Here is an 18,338-nt window from a genome sequence, read left to right as displayed (position 1 = left end):
TCCTCTCGCTTTCGCGTGCTCAAATTCAAATTTAGTACAAAGCCGGGCCTTGGCCAACTTATACCCGCCAGCGTCCTTTTTCGCCGCATTGCCTGCAAATGTACATCTTTTTTACCGATTCAGATCTATTTTTTTCAATATAGATGCAAATGTGCATTTATTTTCCTCGATCGCCGGATTTTCGGCTTGCGCTCTGTATTTTACCTGCAAATTTGCAGGCATTTTATCAAGCAGCGTGAGTCGGCAGAGAATACATGTACATTTGCAGTTATTTGGCTATTTGGGAACCCGCCCCAGCATCCGTAAGTCCCGTTACGCCCAAAACGCGCTTGCCTTTCCGCAAATTGCCGCCCAATTTAAAATTTCTTATCTGCCAAAACAAAATAAAAGAACCCGGGCATAAGCCCGGGCCCGTTCTTATATCTGCCGATCAGCCCGTATTGCGCAGGCCGGCGGCAATGCCGTTGATCGTGAGCAGCACCTCGCGAAGCAGCTCCGTGTCGTCCTCTCCCTGTTCCCGGTGCTGTCTGAGCTCGCTCAGCAGCTGAACCTGCAGATAGCTGAGGGGATCGACATACGGATTGCGCAGGCGGATCGACTCCTGAATGACCGGTACGTTGTCCAGAATCTCTTCCTGACCGGTGATCTCAAGCAGGATTCGCTTGGTAAGGTCGTACTCCTCTTGGACGAGGGTAAAAATCCGCGTGCGAATCTCGTCGTCCTTGATCATATCCGCGTATTGCTGCGCAATCAGCAGATCCGCCTTAGCCAGCGCCATCTGCAAGTTGTCGACGAGCGTCGCGAAGAACGAGTAGTCGCGGTACATCCGGCGCAGCGTCTCGAGCTTGGCGGGATCGCCGGCGACGTATTTCTCAAACGCGGTGCCTGCCGCATACCACGCAGGCAGCAGGTAACGACTCTGCGTCCATGCGAACACCCACGGAATCGCGCGCAGGTCCTCGAAGCGCTCGCTGTTTTTGCGCTTGGACGGACGGGAGCCGATGTTGAGCTCGCCGACCTCGGACAGCGGCGTCGATTCCTTGAAGAAGGTCATGAAGCCCGGATCGCGGAAAATCAGGTCCTGGTACTTGGTCTGCGCCGTCTCCGAGATGGACGGGAGGATCTCCTCCCAGTGCGCATCGGCCGTCTGGTCAAGCGATGGATGCTTAGCCAAGTACGCCGCCTTGACGAGCGCGCTCGTCGCCTGCTCGAGACTGCGGTACGCGATGCCTTCCATCGAGTAACGGGACGTCAGCACTTCGCCTTGCTCCGTGATCTTGATGCCGGCGCCGATCGTGTGCGGCGGTTGGGCGAGAATGCTGCGGTTGAGCGGCATGCCGCCGCGACCGAGCGCGCCGCCGCGTCCGTGGAAGAACTTCAGCTTGACGCCGTAGTCGCCCGCCGTCTCGGTAATCTTGTTCAGCGCGACGCGCAGTTCCCAGTTGGCCGTGACCATGCCGCCGTCCTTGTTGCTGTCGGAATAGCCGAGCATGATCTCGTGCATGTCGCCGCGCGCGGCGACAGCTTCGCGGTACACGGGCAGGTCGAACAGCGTCTTCATGATCGCCGGCGCCGCGTGCAGGTCGTCGATCGTCTCGAAGAGCGGAGCCGACTGGATCGAGCTGACAAGCTTGCCCTCCGGCGTGCGGCGCACAAGGCCCGCTTCCTTGGCGAACACCATGACTTCAAGCAGGTCGCTGGCGCCTCGGGTCATGCTGATCAGGTACGTCGTGATGCAGCCTTCGCCGAACTCCTCTTGCGCGCGGTAGATCGTCCGGTACACTTCCAGGCACTCCTTGGCGCCTTCGCTGAGCGAAGCCGTCGCATGCAGCAGCGGACGCGAATCCGACAGCAGACCGTGCAGCAGCTCGATCTTCTCTTCCTCGCCGAGCTCGTTGTACTTGTCCGTGACGCCTGCCTTCGCCAGCACCTCGGTCATCGCGTTCTCATGCTCCTGGGAGTGCTGACGCACGTCGAGCGCAGCCAGATAGAAACCGAACAGCTCGACCTGGCGGATCAGCTTCTTGAGATGGGTATCGGCGACGAAGTCTGCATAGTGATGGCGCAGGCTGCGGTCGATCAGCTGCAGGTCCGCGATAAACTCCGATACTTGATGGTAACGCTGGGAAGTTCCCTTGAATTTCTCCTCGCGCATGTTCTGCAGCTTCTGGATCATGTACGTAATCTTGATGCGGTAAGGCTCGTGGTCGTTGGTCCAACGCTCCACTGTGCGCAGTTCGACTGCCTCGCGCTCCCGCTCGATCGATTCGAGCAGCTCGGGGTTCACCTTCACGATCGTCGTGCTGAAGCTCATTTTGCGCATAAGAGCCTTCAGAAGCGTCTCGTACTTGTGAATGACCAGATTGCGCTGCATGTTCAGCGTACGCCAGGTGATGTCGGCCGTCACGGACGGGTTGCCGTCGCGGTCGCCGCCGATCCAGGTACCGAAGCGGAGGTATGTCGGCACATGCCACTTCTGCTCCGGATAGTACTTGGCCAGGCAGCGCTCCAGCTCGTCATAGACGTCAGGCAGCACGTTGAAGAGCGTCTCGTGGAAAAAATACATGCCGTTGCGCACTTCGTCGATGACCGTCGGCTTGCGGTCGCGCAGCTCGTCGGTCTGCCAGAGGGTGAGCACTTCGTTGCGCAGTTGCTCCCGCAGTCGCTCGCGCTCGCGGTAGGTGAGCGACGGATTGTCCAGTTCCATCATCTCGTTGGCAATGCGCTTGTGCACGTCAAGCACGGCCCGGCGCATCGCTTCGGTCGGGTGCGCGGTCATGACCAGCTCGAGCGAGATGCCGGACAGCAGCTCCTGCACCTCGTTCAGCGGCAGGTTCTTGTCCTTGAGCTCCAGAATCGCGCTCTCGATGGAGCCCGGCTGCACCGCCTCGCCCGCGGAGCGCTCGTAGTCGCGCTTGCGGCGGATGCGGTGGTTCTGTTCGGCGATATTGACGAGCTGGAAATAAATCGCGAACGCGCGGATTACTTGATGGCGAACGCCAGGCTCCAATCCCGTTATCGTATTGACGAATTCCTCGTAAAGCTCGGGTACGAATTCGGCGCGCAGCGCCTTGCTCGTCTCCCGGATCTTCTCTACGTGGTCGAGCAGCTCGCGGCCGCCCTGGTGCACCAGCACTTCGCCCAAAATGTTGCCCAGGAAACGCACGTCCCGGCGCAGCAAATGGTTGGTCGAGGAGCGGCTAGCCGTGGCCATTTCTGTCATCCCATTCACCTCAAAATCATGACTTTCGACGCTAAACAATCTTCTAAACATCATACTACAAATGATCTATAAAATCTGCCCCTCGGCTCCGGCCCTCGAAAATAATGTACCCGCATCGGGCTGGCCGAGAATCGGGCTGCGAGGCCGGCGTCCGAATAAAAAAACCGCGTCAGGTGCGGCTCCTTGCATTTACCGGACCACAAAAGAGAGCCGGTCTCGCGGTTGTCTCCACAATTGATAGCCGTCTCTATCCAGAAGGATGCTACCACGTGTAATATATACCTATTATGTAATCCCGGAGGCTAGCGCTATGACTTCATCTTCATCTTCATCTTCATCTTCCTTTTCCTCGCCCTCGTCCGAACCGAATCACGACGAGATCTACCGCAGCCAGGCGGATCAATACGACCGGTTAATCGCCGCCCAGCCTTTGCTTGGCACGCGCATCGACGCCATTCGGCCGCTATCCGGACTCGACGTCGTCGACCTCGGCGCCGGCAGCGGTCGGCTGACGGTGCCGCTTGCCGCCATGGCCGGCAGCGTGCTGGCGGTCGATCTGTCGCCCGCCATGCTCGAGGTGGCCGCATCCAGGCTGACGGCGTCCGGTGCGGACAACTGGCGCACGGCCGTCGGTACGCACCTGCGCATCCCGGCCGAAGACGCCAGCGCCGACCTCGTCGTCTCCGGCTGGAGCATCGCCTATTCGGCAGCCTCGGATGTAGACCCTGACGGTTCCGCGCTCGCGGCCGTACTGAACGAGATTCGCCGCGTGCTGCGGCCAGGCGGTACCGTCGTCATCTTCGAAACGATGGGCACCGGCTTTACAACGCCGAACCCGCCCGATTTTTTGCTTTCCTATTATCATGCGCTCGAGCACGACCACGGCTTCGCCCACGAATGCTTCCCGTTCGACTACACGTTCGCGGACGCCGCCGAAGCCGAAGGCCTGGCCCGCTTCTTCTTCGGCGACGAGACGGGGGACAAGGTCGCGGCGAGCGGCTCGCCCATTGTGCCCGAGTTCGCCGGTGTCTGGCACCGCGTATACGAATAACGCGGCTAGCAGTCTCTCTTTGAAGCTACGTCCACAAGACCAGCCCCAGCGCGAATAATGCCGGCAGCCCCTGCACGAGCAGAATCGAACGCTTGGCCGTCAAGCCACCGAATAAAGCCGCGATCAGCACGCAAGCCAGAAAAAACACTTCGATCTGCTGCCCCGCCTGCCCGTTCGGATGCAGCAGTCCCCAACATAGGCCGGCCGCCAGAAATCCGTTATACAGCCCCTGATTGGCGGCCAGCGATTTAGTCGCCGCCGCAGACTCGGGCGTCGTGCCGAACGACTTCATCGCGCGCGGCGTCGTCCAGAGGAACATTTCCAGGACCAGAATATAGACATGCTCCAGCGCCACCAAGCCCGTAAAAATTTGCCCCAACATATGGAGACCTCCCTTTAATGGACTCCAGTATATCACCGAATATGACGTTCAAGCGTCAAATGGAAGTAACCCAAACGTTTTATTTCATCTCGGCGGCGCGGTCTGATCATGCGACTCTATGTAGAGCTTCTTCACCTCGATTGGTGCCGCGATCTCGCTATGTAGCTCTTTGTGGAGCTTCTTCACCTTGATTAGTTACTTAATCTGCATGATCTATCATTGTCTCGTTCACACAGGCTGATCTGGAACGCCCGCCGCTGACGGAGATGCGAGAATAAAACGCTTGACGCGCCACACTTCGCAGGTTTGACAAACTACATAGAAAAAGAGCCGCCCCGCAGTCATTTTCATGACTTCCGGGACAGCTCCTTTTCAGGCATGCTGTAGCCTAGCCAAACGTATTACTGTGCTTCCTTGATAATGCCGAAATAACGGCCCATCCAGTAAGGCAGGGTGAAGACTGCGGACGTGTCCATGTTGCCGTGATAGTAGTCGTAATTCGGATTGACGGTATACGCTGCGTCGAGCTGGGCGAACGGATTGTTGTTATTCTTGATGATCTTGCGTTCGTCCGGCGCGAGCGCGTAGTTCGTCTGCTTAAACTTGTCGCGATAGCCAGGTTCGATGTAGAGAACGTCCTGGCGGTCGTACTGGGCAGCAAACCCAATCCGGTACAGCGGCATGCGGTACAGGAAGCGAACGGCCGACGCCAGGTCGACGCTCGTATCTTCCGGATGCGCCATCTGGTACAGGAACGTATAGAACGGATTTTCCTCCCGCTTCTCGTTCGCGTACCACTGGTCGTAAGCCGCTACGATCTGCGCTCTACGAACCGGATCGGTCTCTTGCAAAATCAATTCGTAGATTGGGAACCAACCGAGCTCCTCGTCCGAGTAGTTGATGAACTGGGTCCAATCGCCGTGCAGCGTCCCGTTGATGTTGGAGTCTTTGTCGATCTTTCCCTTATAGCCCGGCTCTTTATAAGTTACGGGAGTGTTGTCGTTGTTGCCGTAAGCGTTCGTCGCCTGACGTACGAGCCTGCGCTCTTGATATTCCAGCGCCATGTTGACGTATCCCTTGCCGTTCACGAACGCCTCTTCCTTGCTGTAATCGCCGTCGTATACCAGATCGTAGGCCGCCTTGAACTTGGCCTGATCCTGCGGATACGCTTCTGCGGTCACCGTGATTGCCGTCTTGAGCATGGACATGATCTCTAGCGTATTGAGCGGCGCGTCCTCGTAACCGTAAGACAGTGCGTCGTCTCCATTTTCGTCCACGCCGATATGCTGCGTCCACAGCGCCTGCTTCTCCATGACGGACAAGCTGTCGTTGAAGTACTTGGACAGCCATCTCGACCATTGCGTCGACTTGCCCGTCGCGTCTTCGATGTAGTAGTGATCGTCCTTCAGGATCAGATTCGTCATAAGGTCGGCCGTCTCGGCGATCAGACGCTTGAACTCGATCAGCTCGGGATCCGACGTATCGTCGCACAAATATTGATAAGCGGTGAAAAAGAGCGCGTAGTGGCCGTCGACTTCATCCGAAGAAGTATCGGCTTTGTAGACGATCTGATTCTGATCGATATAACCATCGCTGCCGATGGCGCTGGCCGGGAACAGATCGTTGAAGAACTTCGGAATCTTCTCGTAAACCGGTACGGTCAGCTGGAACAGCGGCTTGTTGGAAGCCGTCGTCGTTTTGTCCTCCGCGGCGCTCGCATTGTTCGTCTTGGCGGTTATAACAGGCAGAACCTGATAAACGTCTTTAGCGACAGAGGTCTTGATATCGATGCCGAGCTTCTGTCCTGCCGGACGAGTCGCGTTCAGCGCGTCAATCGCCTCCTGGCTTAAGCCGAAACCGTTGTAGTTCGAAACATCCGAGCCACCCGACGGGAACAGCGTGTCGCCCTTCTTAGACTCTGCGTCCTTGGTGACCCGCACGAGGCCGTAGCCGATCGGCGTCTTGCCGGCCTGCTGCATGCTCGGAATAATAGGGTTCGGATTGACGGCGTTGTCGCCGACGAACGTATGGAACCAGAGGCCGTTCTGGCTTTGGAAGCCGTAGTCGGTGCCGTCCGTCGTCTGCGCAAGCCCTTCGTCGACCAGCATGTAGGAACGGGCGGGAAAACCGTTGCCGCGGCCGGACACGTAATCCAGCAGCAGGACCGCCTTCGAGGCGCGCAGCGCGTCCGCCCGTGCGGCCGCAATATCCGCTTTTTGCTGGGTCGTCGGACTTGAGCCCGCCTCGTCCTTCAGCGTACGGTAGCGGAAGATCTCCCCGATCGCGTACATCGTCGTCCACAAGCCGTCGTTGTCGTCCGTCGCAGGCGAACCCGTGAACGTTCCGGTTGCGGAATTGTAGTCTACGCTCGAGTTCGCGCCGTCCGAGAAGGTGAACGAGGCGCCGGAAGCCATGCCGCGGCGATCGTTGACGGCCTTGACGAGCTTTTCGTAGACGGTAGTCCGCTCGAGCAGCGTCATCTTGGGCATCGTGATGTGCGTGACGCCGCTTGCCGTCTTGGCCCAAACGCCGCCGTTGTCGTCGGTGGCCAGCGCCAACACATTGTCGTCTCCGCCATACAGGTAACGGGGACCCGCGAAGTACTGTACGATGTCCCGCGCGTCGGATTCCGTAAAGTCAACGCGTTGCAAGCCGGTCTTGGTGCCGATCCAGTAGACGTTGTTCTTGTCCTTGAACGCGGCGGTGACGTCGCCGGTTACGGCGCCTGGAAGGAACGGGATGTCGGTGGCTGTCGTCCAGGCGAGATTCGCGGGGATCGAAGCGTCGCCCGCTTTGTAATAAGCGACGTTTTTGGTCGCTGCGGCATGGAGCTGGACCGGCGCGAACCTCGCGCCGGGAAGCGCGACGTTCGCGCTGACGGACGGAACGGCGATCGCGGCGGCCAGCGTCGCGGTCAGCGCGCCGGTCATCCATTTGCTAAGTTTTTTGTTCGCCATGGGGCACCTTCCTTATTGTTGGATGTGGGATACGCCGGTCGCGGTAATTGCGTAGACACCTGTTCTGCCGTCCGAGATCAGAAGCAGCACCTTGTCGTCCTTCAGATCGCCGCTTGCCGTTGTGTAGGACTTCATCTCGTTGTCCGCGAGGCGGACGCGCGTTACGCCGTCGTTCGTTCCGAGCCACAGCCACGTGCGCGACGCGTCCAGCACCGAAGTGTTGACGCCCCGGAGCGAGGCGAAGATCGAAGGCTTAACGTCAAAGGAAGAATTGACGTAAGTCGTCGCATTCGTCAGATCCGGCACCTTGGTCGCCGAGTTGGCTACGCTTGGCTTGTAGCTCGGGTCCTGCAGGAACGCGATATACTGCTTGACCTGCAGCTCGGCCGTCGTGCCGCCCAATTGCGAGGACGCTTCCGCGTAGCTGTACAGCTTCGTGCTCAGGTCGATTACGCCGCCGCTGCCGTTGTTGCCGCTCGTGCCCGTGCCGCCGCTCGTTTTCGTCTCGCCGGCGACCGTAGCGCTCTTCGCATTCAGCGTCAGCACGCCCGGCGCCTTCGACAGCTCGACGCCTTCCGCGTTGATGACCGCCGTCGCGATCTTGCCTTCGCCCGTTACTTGTACGGGGCCGTCGGCCGTGAGCGTATCGAGCTCAAAATCGGATGCCAGCGCGATCTTCGCATTCTTCAAGCCGGAGCCTGCCGTAAACTTCGAGATATGTCCGGCAGAGCCTTCGAACGACAAGCCCGTCGTAAACGTCAGCTCCGTCGCATCGCCCTTCCAATGGACCGTGTCCGTAGGCTTCGCTTTAATCACGACGGTGCCGATCGGCTTCGTGGACCCGTTATCCAGCTCGCCGCCCGACGCGAACTCGACGTTCGCGATGCTCGTGTCGCCCTCGAGCTTAACCCGGACCTCCCCCGATGTCTTGTCCACGACGAGGCGTGCCGCCTTCGTATTCTTCAGCACGACCGTATGCGCGCCGCCGCCGAGCACGTAGACCGTGCCGCCGACGTTCGAGCCCTCGATCGTCACTTCGCCGTCGCCGACGCCCGGCGCGATATATAGGCTGCCCGTCAGGTTCAAGCCCGTCAGCGTCGAACCCGCTTTGTTGACGGTCAGATTGCCGCCGGATACGCCATCATGCGCGGCGCCGTCGGCGATCAGCGTCCCCATCGCCCCGTTCAGCATCTTGACCGCTTCGGCGCGCGTCAGGCTTTTCTTGGGCTGAAAATCGCCCGCAGGCGTTCCCGTTATGTAGCCCGCTTCCTGCAAGGCATGCACCGCTTCCTTCGCCCAGGCGGCGATTTGGCCTTCGTCGGCGAATGCGCCGGCGGACGTTGCCGCGCTCAGGTGCAGCGCCCGCCCCAGCATGACGGCCGCTTGTTCGCGGGTCACGTTGGCCAGCGGCGCCGCGTTGCCTGCCGCATCGCCCTGCATGATGCCCGCAGCCGCAACCTTCGCGATGTCGGCCGCATACCAGGCCTGCGCCGGCACGTCCGCGAAGGACGCCGCGCCTCCCGCTTCGTATCCGTATATGCGGTTCAGCATCGCGGCCAGCTCTGCCCGCGTGACGGCTCCGTTCGGACGGACGAGCCCGTTCTGGTCGCCTTTCAGCAGCCCGAGCTCCTGCCATGTCTGAATCTCGGCCGATGCCCAGGCCGGAATCGTCTCCGCGGACGATGCGGCATACGCGCCTTGCCCGAGCGCCATCAGCGCCGACGCCGACAGCAGCGACACTGCTCCTTGCTTCCACCTTTTGCCCATTTGAGAGCCTCCTCGGTTGATCGTTTGGACTAGTGTAATGCTTACAACCCCTGGCATTGCCTCGTTGCATTGCTCTGTTGCATTGCTCTGTTGCATTGTTCTGTTGCATGGCCCTGTTGCATGGCCCTGTTGCCTTGCCCCATTGCCCCGTGCCTCCCCGCTCGCTCCGACGCCGCGCCGCCGGCCGATCAGCCCCTCTCTGGCGCCAGCGCGCCGGCAGCCTCGAGATCAAGCACGACCGTCGCGTCCGGATGCAGCTGCAGCAGCGAAGCCGGACAATCGGTGCCGATCGGCCCTTCGAGCGCCCGGGCGACGATCGCCGCCTTGGCCGCGCCCGTGGCGAGCAGCACGATGGATCTGGCTTGCAGGATCCGACCCGCGCTCATCGTCAGCGCGTATTCGGGCACCTGCTCGCCTTCGCCGAAAAACCGCGCATTGGCCTGACGGGTCGATTCGTCCAGCCGGACGACGTGCGTGCCGCCCGGCGCGGAAGCGAACCCCGGCTCGTTGAAGCCGATATGGCCGTTCAGCCCGATGCCGAGCAGTTGAAGATCCGCGGGACCGTAATAGCGGTAGAGTGCATCGTACAGCCTGCACGCGTCTTCGGCATTGTCCGCGTCGCCTTCCGGCAAGTGCGTCCGGTCCGGCGACAGGTTGACCAGGTCGAACAGATGCGTTCTCATGTATGCCGCATAGCTCTGCGGATGCGTCGGCGCCACCCCGGCATATTCGTCCAGGTTAAAGGTCCGCGCCCGGCCGAGATCCGCTTCGCCCAATCGATGCGCCGCGACCAGCGCCCGGTAGACGCCGACAGGCGTCCCCCCGGTCGCCAGTCCGAGCACGCTGTCCGGCTTGCGCCGCAGCTGCTCCGCGAACAGTCCCGCTACATGCCGCTCCGCTTCGGCTGCGCTCGGCAATACCACGACCTGCACGCCCTGCACGAGCCTTCCGGTTTCCGCATCCGTCACATCAGTCGCGCCAGCCGCGTTCATGGCCGGCCTCACGGCACCAGGGCCGCGAACTGCGGCAGGTAAGCCGCGTTCGCCTCCAGAATATCGGCGAGCACCGCCTTCGCCAGCGCGGCGTCCCCGACGAGCGGGTGAACCGTGAGCGCTTGCAGCGCGGCATGGCGGTCGCCGTGCACGGCTGCCTCGATCGTCAATTCCTCGTACGACTTGACGAGCTGCAGCAATCCGCGAATTTGCGGAGACAGCGGCGCCGCCAGCTGCAGCGGATGCGCGCCGTCCGCCTTGATCACGCAGTTGACCTCGATCGAGGCGTCGTCGGGCAGGCAGGAGATGATGCCGCCGTTTCTCACGTTGACGACCTGAATATCGCCCTTATCCGTGTAGATCGACTTCATGAGCCGCACCGCAGCCTCGGAGTAGTAGGCGCCGCCTCTTTTCTCCAGCTGCTTGGGCTTCTCCGTCACTTCGGGACGGCGATAGATGTCGAACAGCTCGGCTTCGACCGACTTGACCTCGTCGGCACGGGTCCTGCCCGTGCGTTCGAAGTCGGAGGCCAGCTCGGCCAGCATCTCGTTCTTCATATAATAGTAGCGATGGTAAGAGCACGGCAGCGCGCCGAGCGAGGAGATGAACGCCGCGTCCCACTCCAGATCGGGGACGTTCTTCACCGTCAGCCCTTTGCCCGAGCCGAGCGTTTTCAGGAAAGCATCCGTAACATCCTCGCCGTCCAGCAGCACGCGCGTCGTCCAGTGCAGATGGTTAATGCCCGCCATCTCGATGAACACCCGCTCCGGCTCCACGCCGTACAACGCCGCGATCTGCATCTTGGTGTCGATCGGGAGATTGCACAGCCCGACGGTCTTGATGCGAGAATGCTTCAGCACCGCCTCCGTGACGAGTCCCGCCGGATTGGTAAAGTTGACGAGGAAGGCGTCCGGCGCCAGCTCCTCCATATCCCGGCAGATGCCCAGGATGACCGGCACGGTCCGCAGCGCCTTGGCGAAGCCGCCCGCCCCCGTCGTCTCCTGGCCGATCAGGCCGTGCGACAGCGGAATTTTCTCGTCGAGCGATCTCGCCTCGAGCATGCCGACTCGGAGCTGCGTCGTGACAAAATCCGCTCCCGCGATCGCTTCCCGGCGATCAAGCGTCGTGTGCAGCGCGATCTCCTTGCCGCTGCGCTCGATCATGCGGCGAGCCAGATCCGCTACGATCGCCAGCTTTTCCGCGCCCGCTTCGATATCCGCCAGCACGAGCTCCCGAACCGGAAATTCGTCGTGATACCGCAAAATGCCGTCGATCAATTCTGGTGTATAGGAGGACCCGCCTCCGATGACGGCTACCTTCAGATGTTGTCTGGTCATACAATTACGCTCCTTCATGTTGCTGACTTGCTTCCCGCGACCGCTTGCCGGCCACCGGCCTTATTCCTTGACGCCGCCGGCCGACAGGCCGCTCACGATATAACGGTAGAGCACGAGCGAGATGATCACCGGCGGCAGCGAGGCGACGATGCCGCCTGCCGTCATAAGGCCCCAGTCGATGCTGTGCTTGCCGATGAATTCCCGCACGACGATCGGCAGCGTCTTCGAAGCGACGGTCTGGGTGAATGCGTTGGCGTAGATAAATTCGTCCCAGCAGTTGAGGAACGTGAAGATCGCGGTCGCCGCGATGCCGGGCATCGCGAGCGGCACGAGAATGCGCGCCATCGTGCCGAGCTTGCCGCAGCCGTCGATGTACGCAGCCTCCTCGAGCTCCCTGGACACGCCCTGCAGGTAGCCCGACAGCAGCCAGGCCGCATACGGCAGGGAGAAGGACAGGTTGGCGGCGATAAGCGCCGCGTTCGTATCGAGCAGCGGCGCCGTATGCCAGCCGATGCCGGTGAACGGGATGCTGAAGTCGATGCCGTCACGCATCATGACGTACAGCGGGACGATGATGCTGATCGAGGGAAGCAGCTGCATCGCCAGGATAATGAACAGCAGCGTGACGCGCAGCGGAAACTTGAGTCTGGCCAGCGCGTAGCCGCCCAGCGTGCCGACGACGATCGTCAGCACCGTCGTGAGCGCGCTCACGGTGAAGCTGTTGCGGAGCGCGTGGAAAAAGTCGCTGCCGACCGAGCCTGCCAGCAGATGCCGGTAGTTGATCCAGGTTGGCGCGTGCGGCAGCAGATGTCCCGACAGCAGATCGCGGGTCAGGCTGAGCGAGCTGGTCAGCAGATAGACGAAGGGGCCCATCGTGAACAGCGTCAGCAATACGATGCCGAGCCACAGATAGAACGGCGGCATCAGATCGCCGTCGCGCGGCCTGGTGAACCAGCGCCGGAGGCCGGCGCCGTTGTTAGTCGATTCCATACGTTGCTCGGCTCCTTAAAGGTGGGAATCTTGGTTGCGCCTCAGCAGCACCATGTAGACGATGACGAGGATCAGAATCAGCAGCGTGGATACCCATGCCATCGCCGACGCCTTGCCAAGATAGAAGTAACGGAAGGCATAGTTGTAAGTCAGATACGAGGTCGAGGTTTTGGCGTCGCCCGTGAATACCGTGAGGATGTCGTACACCCGGTACGCGCCGATAATGCGCAGGATAACCGCGACGATCGCCGTAGGCAGCAGCTGCGGTACGGTGATATGCCGAAGCTTTTTCCAGAAGCCCGCCCCGTCGATGACGGCCGCCTCGTACAGCGAATGCGGGATGCTCTGCAGCCCCGCCAGCAGCAGCAGCGTCATGAACGGCGTCATCTTCCAAATGTCCGCGATCGCCGAGAACGTGACGACCTTCGTCGAGCTGGACAGCCAGAGCGGGTTGGACGATTCCGGCAGCAGATGCAGGTTATGCAGCACGACCGTCAGCGCGCCGTAGCCCGGCTGGTAGATCCAATTCCACAGCAAGCCGCTGACGAGCGTCAGCATCGCCCACGGGATCATGATCATGCCTCTGAACATCAGCCGGCCTTTGAACGCGTGGTTCAGCAGCAGCGCGGCGAAGAAACCGATCGCAAGCTCGGCTGCGACGGAGAAAACCGTGAAGTACACGGTGTTCCCCATCGACGTCCAGAAGTCTTGCAGCTTGAAGATGTCGGCATAGTTGCCCAGACCCACGGGCTTCGGATCCGAACCGTCCATCAGGTTGTACTTGTAGAGACTCCATACCGAGGATTGGAAGATCGGCACGATAAAGATGCGGAACAGAATGTAAAGGGTCGGCACCAGCAGCACATAGGCCAGCAGCGCATCTTGTCGCATGGCGGGCGTGTATTTCGCTCGTTTTCTCTTGGGTGCCGCGTTCGGCTCAGCCACTCCTGCTCCTCCTTGCTATTTGGCCGCGCGCTGTATCGCTTGGTCGATCTTGGTAGCCGCGTCGTCCAGCGCCTGCTGCGGCGTTTTGTTTTTCACGAGCGCGCTGTAAATCTCGTTGGATTGAATGTCGGCCCACTCGACGTAGCCCGGCGCGTTCGGGCGATTGGAGCCGTATTGGAACTGCTCGACGATCTGATTCAGCGTATTCGTCGAATCGGCTGCGATCATGTCGGGATCTTCGTACAGGCTTTTCAGCGACGGATAGATGCCCATCTCCTTGAAGTTGTCGAGCTGGAAGCCCTTTTCCCCGATCCACTTGACGAACTCCAGCGCGGCCTGCTTATTCTTGCTGCTCTGCATGATGCCGATGCCTTCGGAGCCGGATACAGCCGTGGACACGACGCTTCCTTCGCCCGGGATCAGGCCGACGTCGGTCTGTCCGACCACCTGCGACATATCCGCGTTGTTCAGGTCCGGATACATGCCCTCCCAGTTGATCATCATGGCGATCTTGCCGGCGGAGAAGGCGTTCTTCACGTCGTCCTCCGTCCACTGGAGGCTGGAAGGATCGACCGTCTTGTCGACGTGCAGCAGGTCCGTCATATACGTGAGCGCCTTTACGGCTTCATCGGAATTGACGTGCAGCTTGCCTTGATCGTCCAGCAATTGACCGCCGAACGCTGCGACGATCGTGTCGAAGTCGATGTTGAGCGATTCCGCCTGCTTCCAGGACCAAGCCGAGCCGTAGACGCCGTTTTTGGTCAGCTTCTTGGACATCTCGCGGAATTCGTCCCAGGTCTTCGGCGGCGCGTCGTAGCCTGCATCGGCGAGCAGCTTTTTGTTCCAGTACAAATGCTTGCTGCTGGAGTAATAAGGAATGGCGAGCACGTGGCCGTTGTAGATGACCGAATCGACCGAGGACTGCGTGTAGTTCGCGAGGGTCTCCTTGGGCATGACGTTCGTCAGGTCCGTCGCGATCTTGCCTTCGTAAAACTGGCCGCCCCAGATTGTATCCATCTCGATGATGTCGATGTCGGAGGAGCTGGACAGCGAGGCCGTCGTGATCTTGCCGAAGAGCGAGTTGTAATCGACGCCCATGAAGTTCACTTCAATGCCGGTCTCTTCGGTAAACTTTTTAGCCATCTCGGCGACGCGTCCGTCGGTATCGACCATCAGTACGGTGATTTTCTTGCCCTTCTGCGAGCCGTCTCCAAGCTTGGACCAATCCATCTCTGCCGTAGCGCCGCCGGCGGATGCCGACGAACCGGCTGATGGCGATGCGTCCGATTTGGCGGACGGCGTGACGCCGCAGGCCGACAGCATCGCTGCGGATAAGAGGATCGGTGCGGCCCACTTGGGCCAGGAATGTTTGTTTAGCAAAACGTACGACCTCCCTATCTGAAAATCATTTTGGATGATACCGTTTACATGCCTGATTCTGGTAAACGCTTTCTTTTGTCCATAGCTGTACTTTTCGCGGGAGCGCCCTTCCTGATCGTGCAGCCGCGGCTTCCGCCAAGCGCTGCGCAAGCAAACATCGGATGTTCTTCCAACCTTTGCTCCGCCAGTCAATTCGTACCTTCGTTATCCCCTCATCCCTCAATGGTAATAATGAATTAAGTACATGTTATTATTTGTTATTACCTTTGTCAATCATCTAAAATATTTTTGTGTGTATTGGACAGTTCGGAAAGAAAGCAAGCGTTGTCTTTACAATGAAATCAATAAAACATAGCGAAAATACACGGATAACAGGATTCGATTCACAAATATGACGAATACATTTATAATGATGAATGTTGGCAGTTGCACTTAGTGGAGGTAACTTGTAATGACAAAGAAACAACATAATCCCCTTTACGCGATGCTGAAGGAGAAGCTGCTGCTTCAAATTCAATCCGAGGAGTACAAGGTGGGGGATCGATTGCCAACAGAGTCGGAGCTGTGCGATCAGTATCAAGTGAGCCGCACGACCGTACGATACGCGCTCCAGGAGCTGGAGAGGGAAGGCATTCTCGAGCGGATCCAAGGGAGCGGGACGTTCGTCAAGCGCAAGGAGCTGCAGTTGCTCGCGACGCGCAGCTTTTCCGAGGACATCAGCGCCCAGGGCAAAAAGCCCAGCAACAAGGTGCTCGAAGCCGTCGTCGTGCCTGCGGACTCGCCGCTCGCCGGCGTGCTCGGCATTCCCCTCGAATCGCCGGTGACGAAGCTCGTGCGTCTTCGCTACGCCGACAACGAGCCTTTGATCTACGAGACCTCTTATATTCCTTGGAGTCTGGCACCGGGCCTTGCGCTCAATCATGATGAAGGCTCTTTATTCTCGCTCATTCAAAGCCGCTACCACCTGCAGATCCACCGTTCCGTCGAAAAGCTGAAGCCCGTGCTCGCAGACAAGCAAGCCGCCAAGCTCCTCAACATTCCCGAAGGTTCGCCCTGCTTCGAGGTGCAGACGATCACCTATCTGACAGACAACACGCCGCTCGAATACAACTACGGCATTTTCCGCGGGGACTTCCCCAACTTCACGATCGAGCGGATTTATTGAGAGTACCGCTTAACCATATAGAGGCGGTGCGCGGATTTTTGCGCTTCGTCTCTTGCGGCTAAGCAAGCAGCAAGGCGGTCATTTTGTTTCCGATTGAGACTTCTTGCGGTAAGCGAGGTTGCGACGGGGCTTTTTTGTTTCCGGTTGAGATTTCCTGCAGCAGGCGGGACCACGGCGTTAGGTCTGGCTCTAGGCGCCGCATCTGGATTGGGATCAATCATCAAAACAAAAAATCCGCCATCTAGGCGGATGAAGGTTCGTTATGGAGCGGAAAACGGGATTCGAACCCGCGACCTTCTCGTTGGCAACGAGATGCTCTACCACTGAGCTATTTCCGCATATGTAGTCAAAATAAAAAGCCTTGATGGCAAGGCCGGTGCTTGCAAGTGGTTGTTGGAGCGGGTGATGGGAATCGAACCCACGCCATCAGCTTGGAAGGCTGAGGTTCTACCATTGAACTACACCCGCAAAACAAGTGGTCGGGACGACACGATTCGAACATGCGACCCCCTGGTCCCAAACCAGGTGCTCTACCAAGCTGAGCTACGTCCCGACAGTATGAAGAAAAGTGGCGCGCCCTGAGAGATTCGAACTCCCGGCCTTCAGATTCGTAGTCTGACGCTCTATCCAGCTGAGCTAAGGGCGCATATGATGGAGCGGAAAACGGGATTCGAACCCGCGACCTTCTCGTTGGCAACGAGATGCTCTACCACTGAGCTATTTCCGCATATCGTCGACATTTGCAACGCTTTGTCCCAGTTGCCTGCGACCGTTTTTCCTCAAAGGCGACTTTTTTATAATAGCAACTTCCAAACCAAATTGCAAGTTATTTTTTTGATTTTCTTTAAATGCCCCTTTTGCATGCGGCAGAAGGCCGAAAAGCCGTTAGCGTCCCAGCCGTTGGATTCCAGGCAATCGCAAATGGCCGCCATCTTGATCTCAACGGCCAGACCGGTTATAGGGATGTCAAGTCACGGCATTCGCCCCCTTCACTGCAGCGCAGCGGATCGTGCCCATTTGCCGATATTGAGGGGCACGAAATACGTGCCGCCTCCGCTTCAACCTTAAAACCGGTCCTCGGCAAACGCCGGAACCGGTTTCTATTCCCCCTTGAATAAAAGCCGGTTGAATTAATCCGCTCTGAACAAAAGTCCGACTTCTTCGGCCGGCGCTTCCGCGCAGCGGCGATAAGCCTCTGCCGCGTCGCCTAGCGGCCACTCGCTGGTTATGAGCGGTTTGAGGTCGATCCGCCGCTCCTCCAGCAGCCGGAGGAAAGCCGACAAATTACGCCCTTCCGTCCAGCGGACGTAGCCGAGCGGATAATCGACGCCGCCCGCTTCGTACGACGGATCGTAACGGCCCGGTCCCCCCGCCCGGGAGATGCGGATATCCGCTTCTTTGGCGAACAAGGCGTTGCGGTCGAACGCCGGATTGGGAACGCCTACGATGACGATTCGTCCGCGGTCCCGCAGCCAGCCGACGCTCTGCTCCAGCAGGGAGTCCCCGCCGCCGCCTGCGCAGAGCATCACGCAATCGGCTCCGAGGCCGCCCTCGGTATCCCGTTGGAGTCGGGATTCAAGCCACGCTTCCGTCGAACCGATCGCCGTTCCGGGCAGCCGGCGGGCCGCGATCCGGCACCGCGATTCGTTGTTGTCGATGGCAAGAACGACATAAGCGGCCGCGTGACCGATTTGCGCCGTCAATTGTCCCAGCATGCCCAGTCCGACGACAACCATGCTTTCGCCGAATCGCAGGTCGGCCTGCCGCAGCGCATGAATCGCGATCGCACCGATTCCGGCGAATGCGGCCTCCCGCAGATCGACGTTGTCCGGAACCGGAACGGTCAGATGCTTGGGCGCGACGATTACATCGCTGTGGGTCGGTACGCCGTAAACCGCCGCTCTCTGTCCGGGGCGAAGATGCCGAACGCCGCTTCCGACGGATTCGACGATGCCCGCCCCGCTGTATCCCAACAATGCTCGAGGCGTTTTGTTTCGAAGATGCATCAGCTCCGTGCCCGGACTGACGGCGGAATAGGCCATCCGGATCCTCACTTCCTGATCTCCCGCATCCGCCGGATCGAAAGCTTCCAGTACCGGCATTCCGTCTTTAGCTGCAATACGCCTCATTTGCCTGAATCTCTCCGTTC

12 protein-coding genes and 5 tRNA genes are annotated in these 18,338 nt (G+C 59.4%); 2 read left to right on the top strand and 15 right to left on the bottom strand.

What is annotated here, in order from left to right; all coding sequences use genetic code 11:
* Positions 1-430: 430 nt before the first annotated feature.
* The gene (gene ppc / locus ACFSR7_RS08765; protein WP_378160618.1) at positions 431-3,223 is read right to left on the bottom strand and encodes a phosphoenolpyruvate carboxylase; all 2,793 of its coding nucleotides are present in this window, start codon (positions 3,221-3,223) and stop codon (positions 431-433) included.
* Positions 3,224-3,533: 310 nt separating this feature from the next.
* Between ppc and ACFSR7_RS08760 the strand changes: the two genes are divergently transcribed.
* Positions 3,534-4,274: a class I SAM-dependent methyltransferase gene (locus ACFSR7_RS08760; RefSeq protein WP_378160616.1), complete on the top strand. Its 741-nt coding sequence runs from the start codon at positions 3,534-3,536 to the stop codon at positions 4,272-4,274.
* Positions 4,275-4,299: 25 nt separating this feature from the next.
* Here the strand turns inward: ACFSR7_RS08760 and ACFSR7_RS08755 are convergent, their stop codons facing one another.
* The 8 genes from ACFSR7_RS08755 to ACFSR7_RS08720 form a co-directional block, all read right to left on the bottom strand.
* The gene (locus tag ACFSR7_RS08755) at positions 4,300-4,656 is read right to left on the bottom strand and encodes a DUF1304 domain-containing protein (protein WP_378160614.1); all 357 of its coding nucleotides are present in this window, start codon (positions 4,654-4,656) and stop codon (positions 4,300-4,302) included.
* 401 nt (positions 4,657-5,057) lie between these two features.
* A complete protein-coding gene (locus ACFSR7_RS08750) occupies positions 5,058-7,613 on the bottom strand; it encodes a hypothetical protein (RefSeq protein ID WP_378160612.1) in 2,556 nt (851 codons plus the stop codon).
* Between the two features lie 12 nt (positions 7,614-7,625).
* On the bottom strand, positions 7,626-9,380 hold the full coding sequence (locus tag ACFSR7_RS08745; RefSeq protein WP_378160611.1) for an S-layer homology domain-containing protein: 1,755 nt from the start codon (positions 9,378-9,380) through the stop codon (positions 7,626-7,628).
* A gap of 188 nt (positions 9,381-9,568) precedes the next feature.
* Positions 9,569-10,372 carry a glucosamine-6-phosphate deaminase gene (nagB, locus tag ACFSR7_RS08740; RefSeq protein ID WP_378160609.1) on the bottom strand — a complete coding sequence of 268 codons (804 nt, stop codon included), beginning with the start codon at positions 10,370-10,372 and terminating at the stop codon, positions 9,569-9,571.
* An 8-nt stretch (positions 10,373-10,380) separates the two neighbouring features.
* Positions 10,381-11,709 (bottom strand): 6-phospho-beta-glucosidase, encoded by a 1,329-nt coding sequence (locus ACFSR7_RS08735; RefSeq protein WP_378160607.1) that lies wholly within the window; start codon positions 11,707-11,709, stop codon positions 10,381-10,383.
* A gap of 60 nt (positions 11,710-11,769) precedes the next feature.
* Positions 11,770-12,699 (bottom strand): carbohydrate ABC transporter permease, encoded by a 930-nt coding sequence (locus ACFSR7_RS08730; protein WP_378160605.1) that lies wholly within the window; start codon positions 12,697-12,699, stop codon positions 11,770-11,772.
* A 15-nt stretch (positions 12,700-12,714) separates the two neighbouring features.
* On the bottom strand, positions 12,715-13,644 hold the full coding sequence (locus ACFSR7_RS08725; protein WP_378160603.1) for a carbohydrate ABC transporter permease: 930 nt from the start codon (positions 13,642-13,644) through the stop codon (positions 12,715-12,717).
* 15 nt (positions 13,645-13,659) lie between these two features.
* Positions 13,660-15,024: an ABC transporter substrate-binding protein gene (locus ACFSR7_RS08720; protein ID WP_378160601.1), complete on the bottom strand. Its 1,365-nt coding sequence runs from the start codon at positions 15,022-15,024 to the stop codon at positions 13,660-13,662.
* A 451-nt stretch (positions 15,025-15,475) separates the two neighbouring features.
* Between ACFSR7_RS08720 and ACFSR7_RS08715 the strand changes: the two genes are divergently transcribed.
* On the top strand, positions 15,476-16,189 hold the full coding sequence (locus tag ACFSR7_RS08715) for a GntR family transcriptional regulator (protein WP_378122876.1): 714 nt from the start codon (positions 15,476-15,478) through the stop codon (positions 16,187-16,189).
* A 263-nt stretch (positions 16,190-16,452) separates the two neighbouring features.
* Here the strand turns inward: ACFSR7_RS08715 and ACFSR7_RS08710 are convergent.
* From ACFSR7_RS08710 to ACFSR7_RS08685, 6 genes are all read right to left on the bottom strand, one after another.
* Positions 16,453-16,527, bottom strand: a tRNA-Gly gene (locus ACFSR7_RS08710).
* 56 nt (positions 16,528-16,583) lie between these two features.
* Positions 16,584-16,657, bottom strand: a tRNA-Gly gene (locus ACFSR7_RS08705).
* An 8-nt stretch (positions 16,658-16,665) separates the two neighbouring features.
* Positions 16,666-16,742: transfer RNA gene (locus tag ACFSR7_RS08700), tRNA-Pro, on the bottom strand.
* Between the two features lie 16 nt (positions 16,743-16,758).
* Positions 16,759-16,835: transfer RNA gene (locus ACFSR7_RS08695), tRNA-Arg, on the bottom strand.
* A 6-nt stretch (positions 16,836-16,841) separates the two neighbouring features.
* A tRNA-Gly gene (locus ACFSR7_RS08690) sits at positions 16,842-16,916 on the bottom strand.
* A 403-nt stretch (positions 16,917-17,319) separates the two neighbouring features.
* Positions 17,320-18,318: a zinc-dependent alcohol dehydrogenase gene (locus tag ACFSR7_RS08685; RefSeq protein ID WP_378160599.1), complete on the bottom strand. Its 999-nt coding sequence runs from the start codon at positions 18,316-18,318 to the stop codon at positions 17,320-17,322.
* Positions 18,319-18,338: the final 20 nt, after the last annotated feature.

Source organism: Cohnella sp. GCM10020058, from assembly GCF_042683485.1.
GTDB lineage: Bacteria > Bacillota > Bacilli > Paenibacillales > Paenibacillaceae > Cohnella.
Note: the sequence above shows the minus strand (reverse complement) of the source record. Positions and strands in the feature narration are given on the sequence as shown.

Coding starts and splice junctions, on each gene's coding strand:
- ACFSR7_RS08685 (WP_378160599.1), bottom strand. CDS start 18,318: ATGAGGCGTATTGCAGCTAAAGACGGAATGCCGGTACTGGAAGCTTTC.
- ACFSR7_RS08715 (WP_378122876.1), top strand. CDS start 15,476: ATGACAAAGAAACAACATAATCCCCTTTACGCGATGCTGAAGGAGAAG.
- ACFSR7_RS08750 (WP_378160612.1), bottom strand. CDS start 7,613: ATGGCGAACAAAAAACTTAGCAAATGGATGACCGGCGCGCTGACCGCG.
- ppc (WP_378160618.1), bottom strand. CDS start 3,223: ATGACAGAAATGGCCACGGCTAGCCGCTCCTCGACCAACCATTTGCTG.
- ACFSR7_RS08745 (WP_378160611.1), bottom strand. CDS start 9,380: ATGGGCAAAAGGTGGAAGCAAGGAGCAGTGTCGCTGCTGTCGGCGTCG.
- ACFSR7_RS08730 (WP_378160605.1), bottom strand. CDS start 12,699: ATGGAATCGACTAACAACGGCGCCGGCCTCCGGCGCTGGTTCACCAGG.
- ACFSR7_RS08755 (WP_378160614.1), bottom strand. CDS start 4,656: ATGTTGGGGCAAATTTTTACGGGCTTGGTGGCGCTGGAGCATGTCTAT.
- ACFSR7_RS08735 (WP_378160607.1), bottom strand. CDS start 11,709: ATGACCAGACAACATCTGAAGGTAGCCGTCATCGGAGGCGGGTCCTCC.
- nagB (WP_378160609.1), bottom strand. CDS start 10,372: ATGAACGCGGCTGGCGCGACTGATGTGACGGATGCGGAAACCGGAAGG.
- ACFSR7_RS08760 (WP_378160616.1), top strand. CDS start 3,534: ATGACTTCATCTTCATCTTCATCTTCATCTTCCTTTTCCTCGCCCTCG.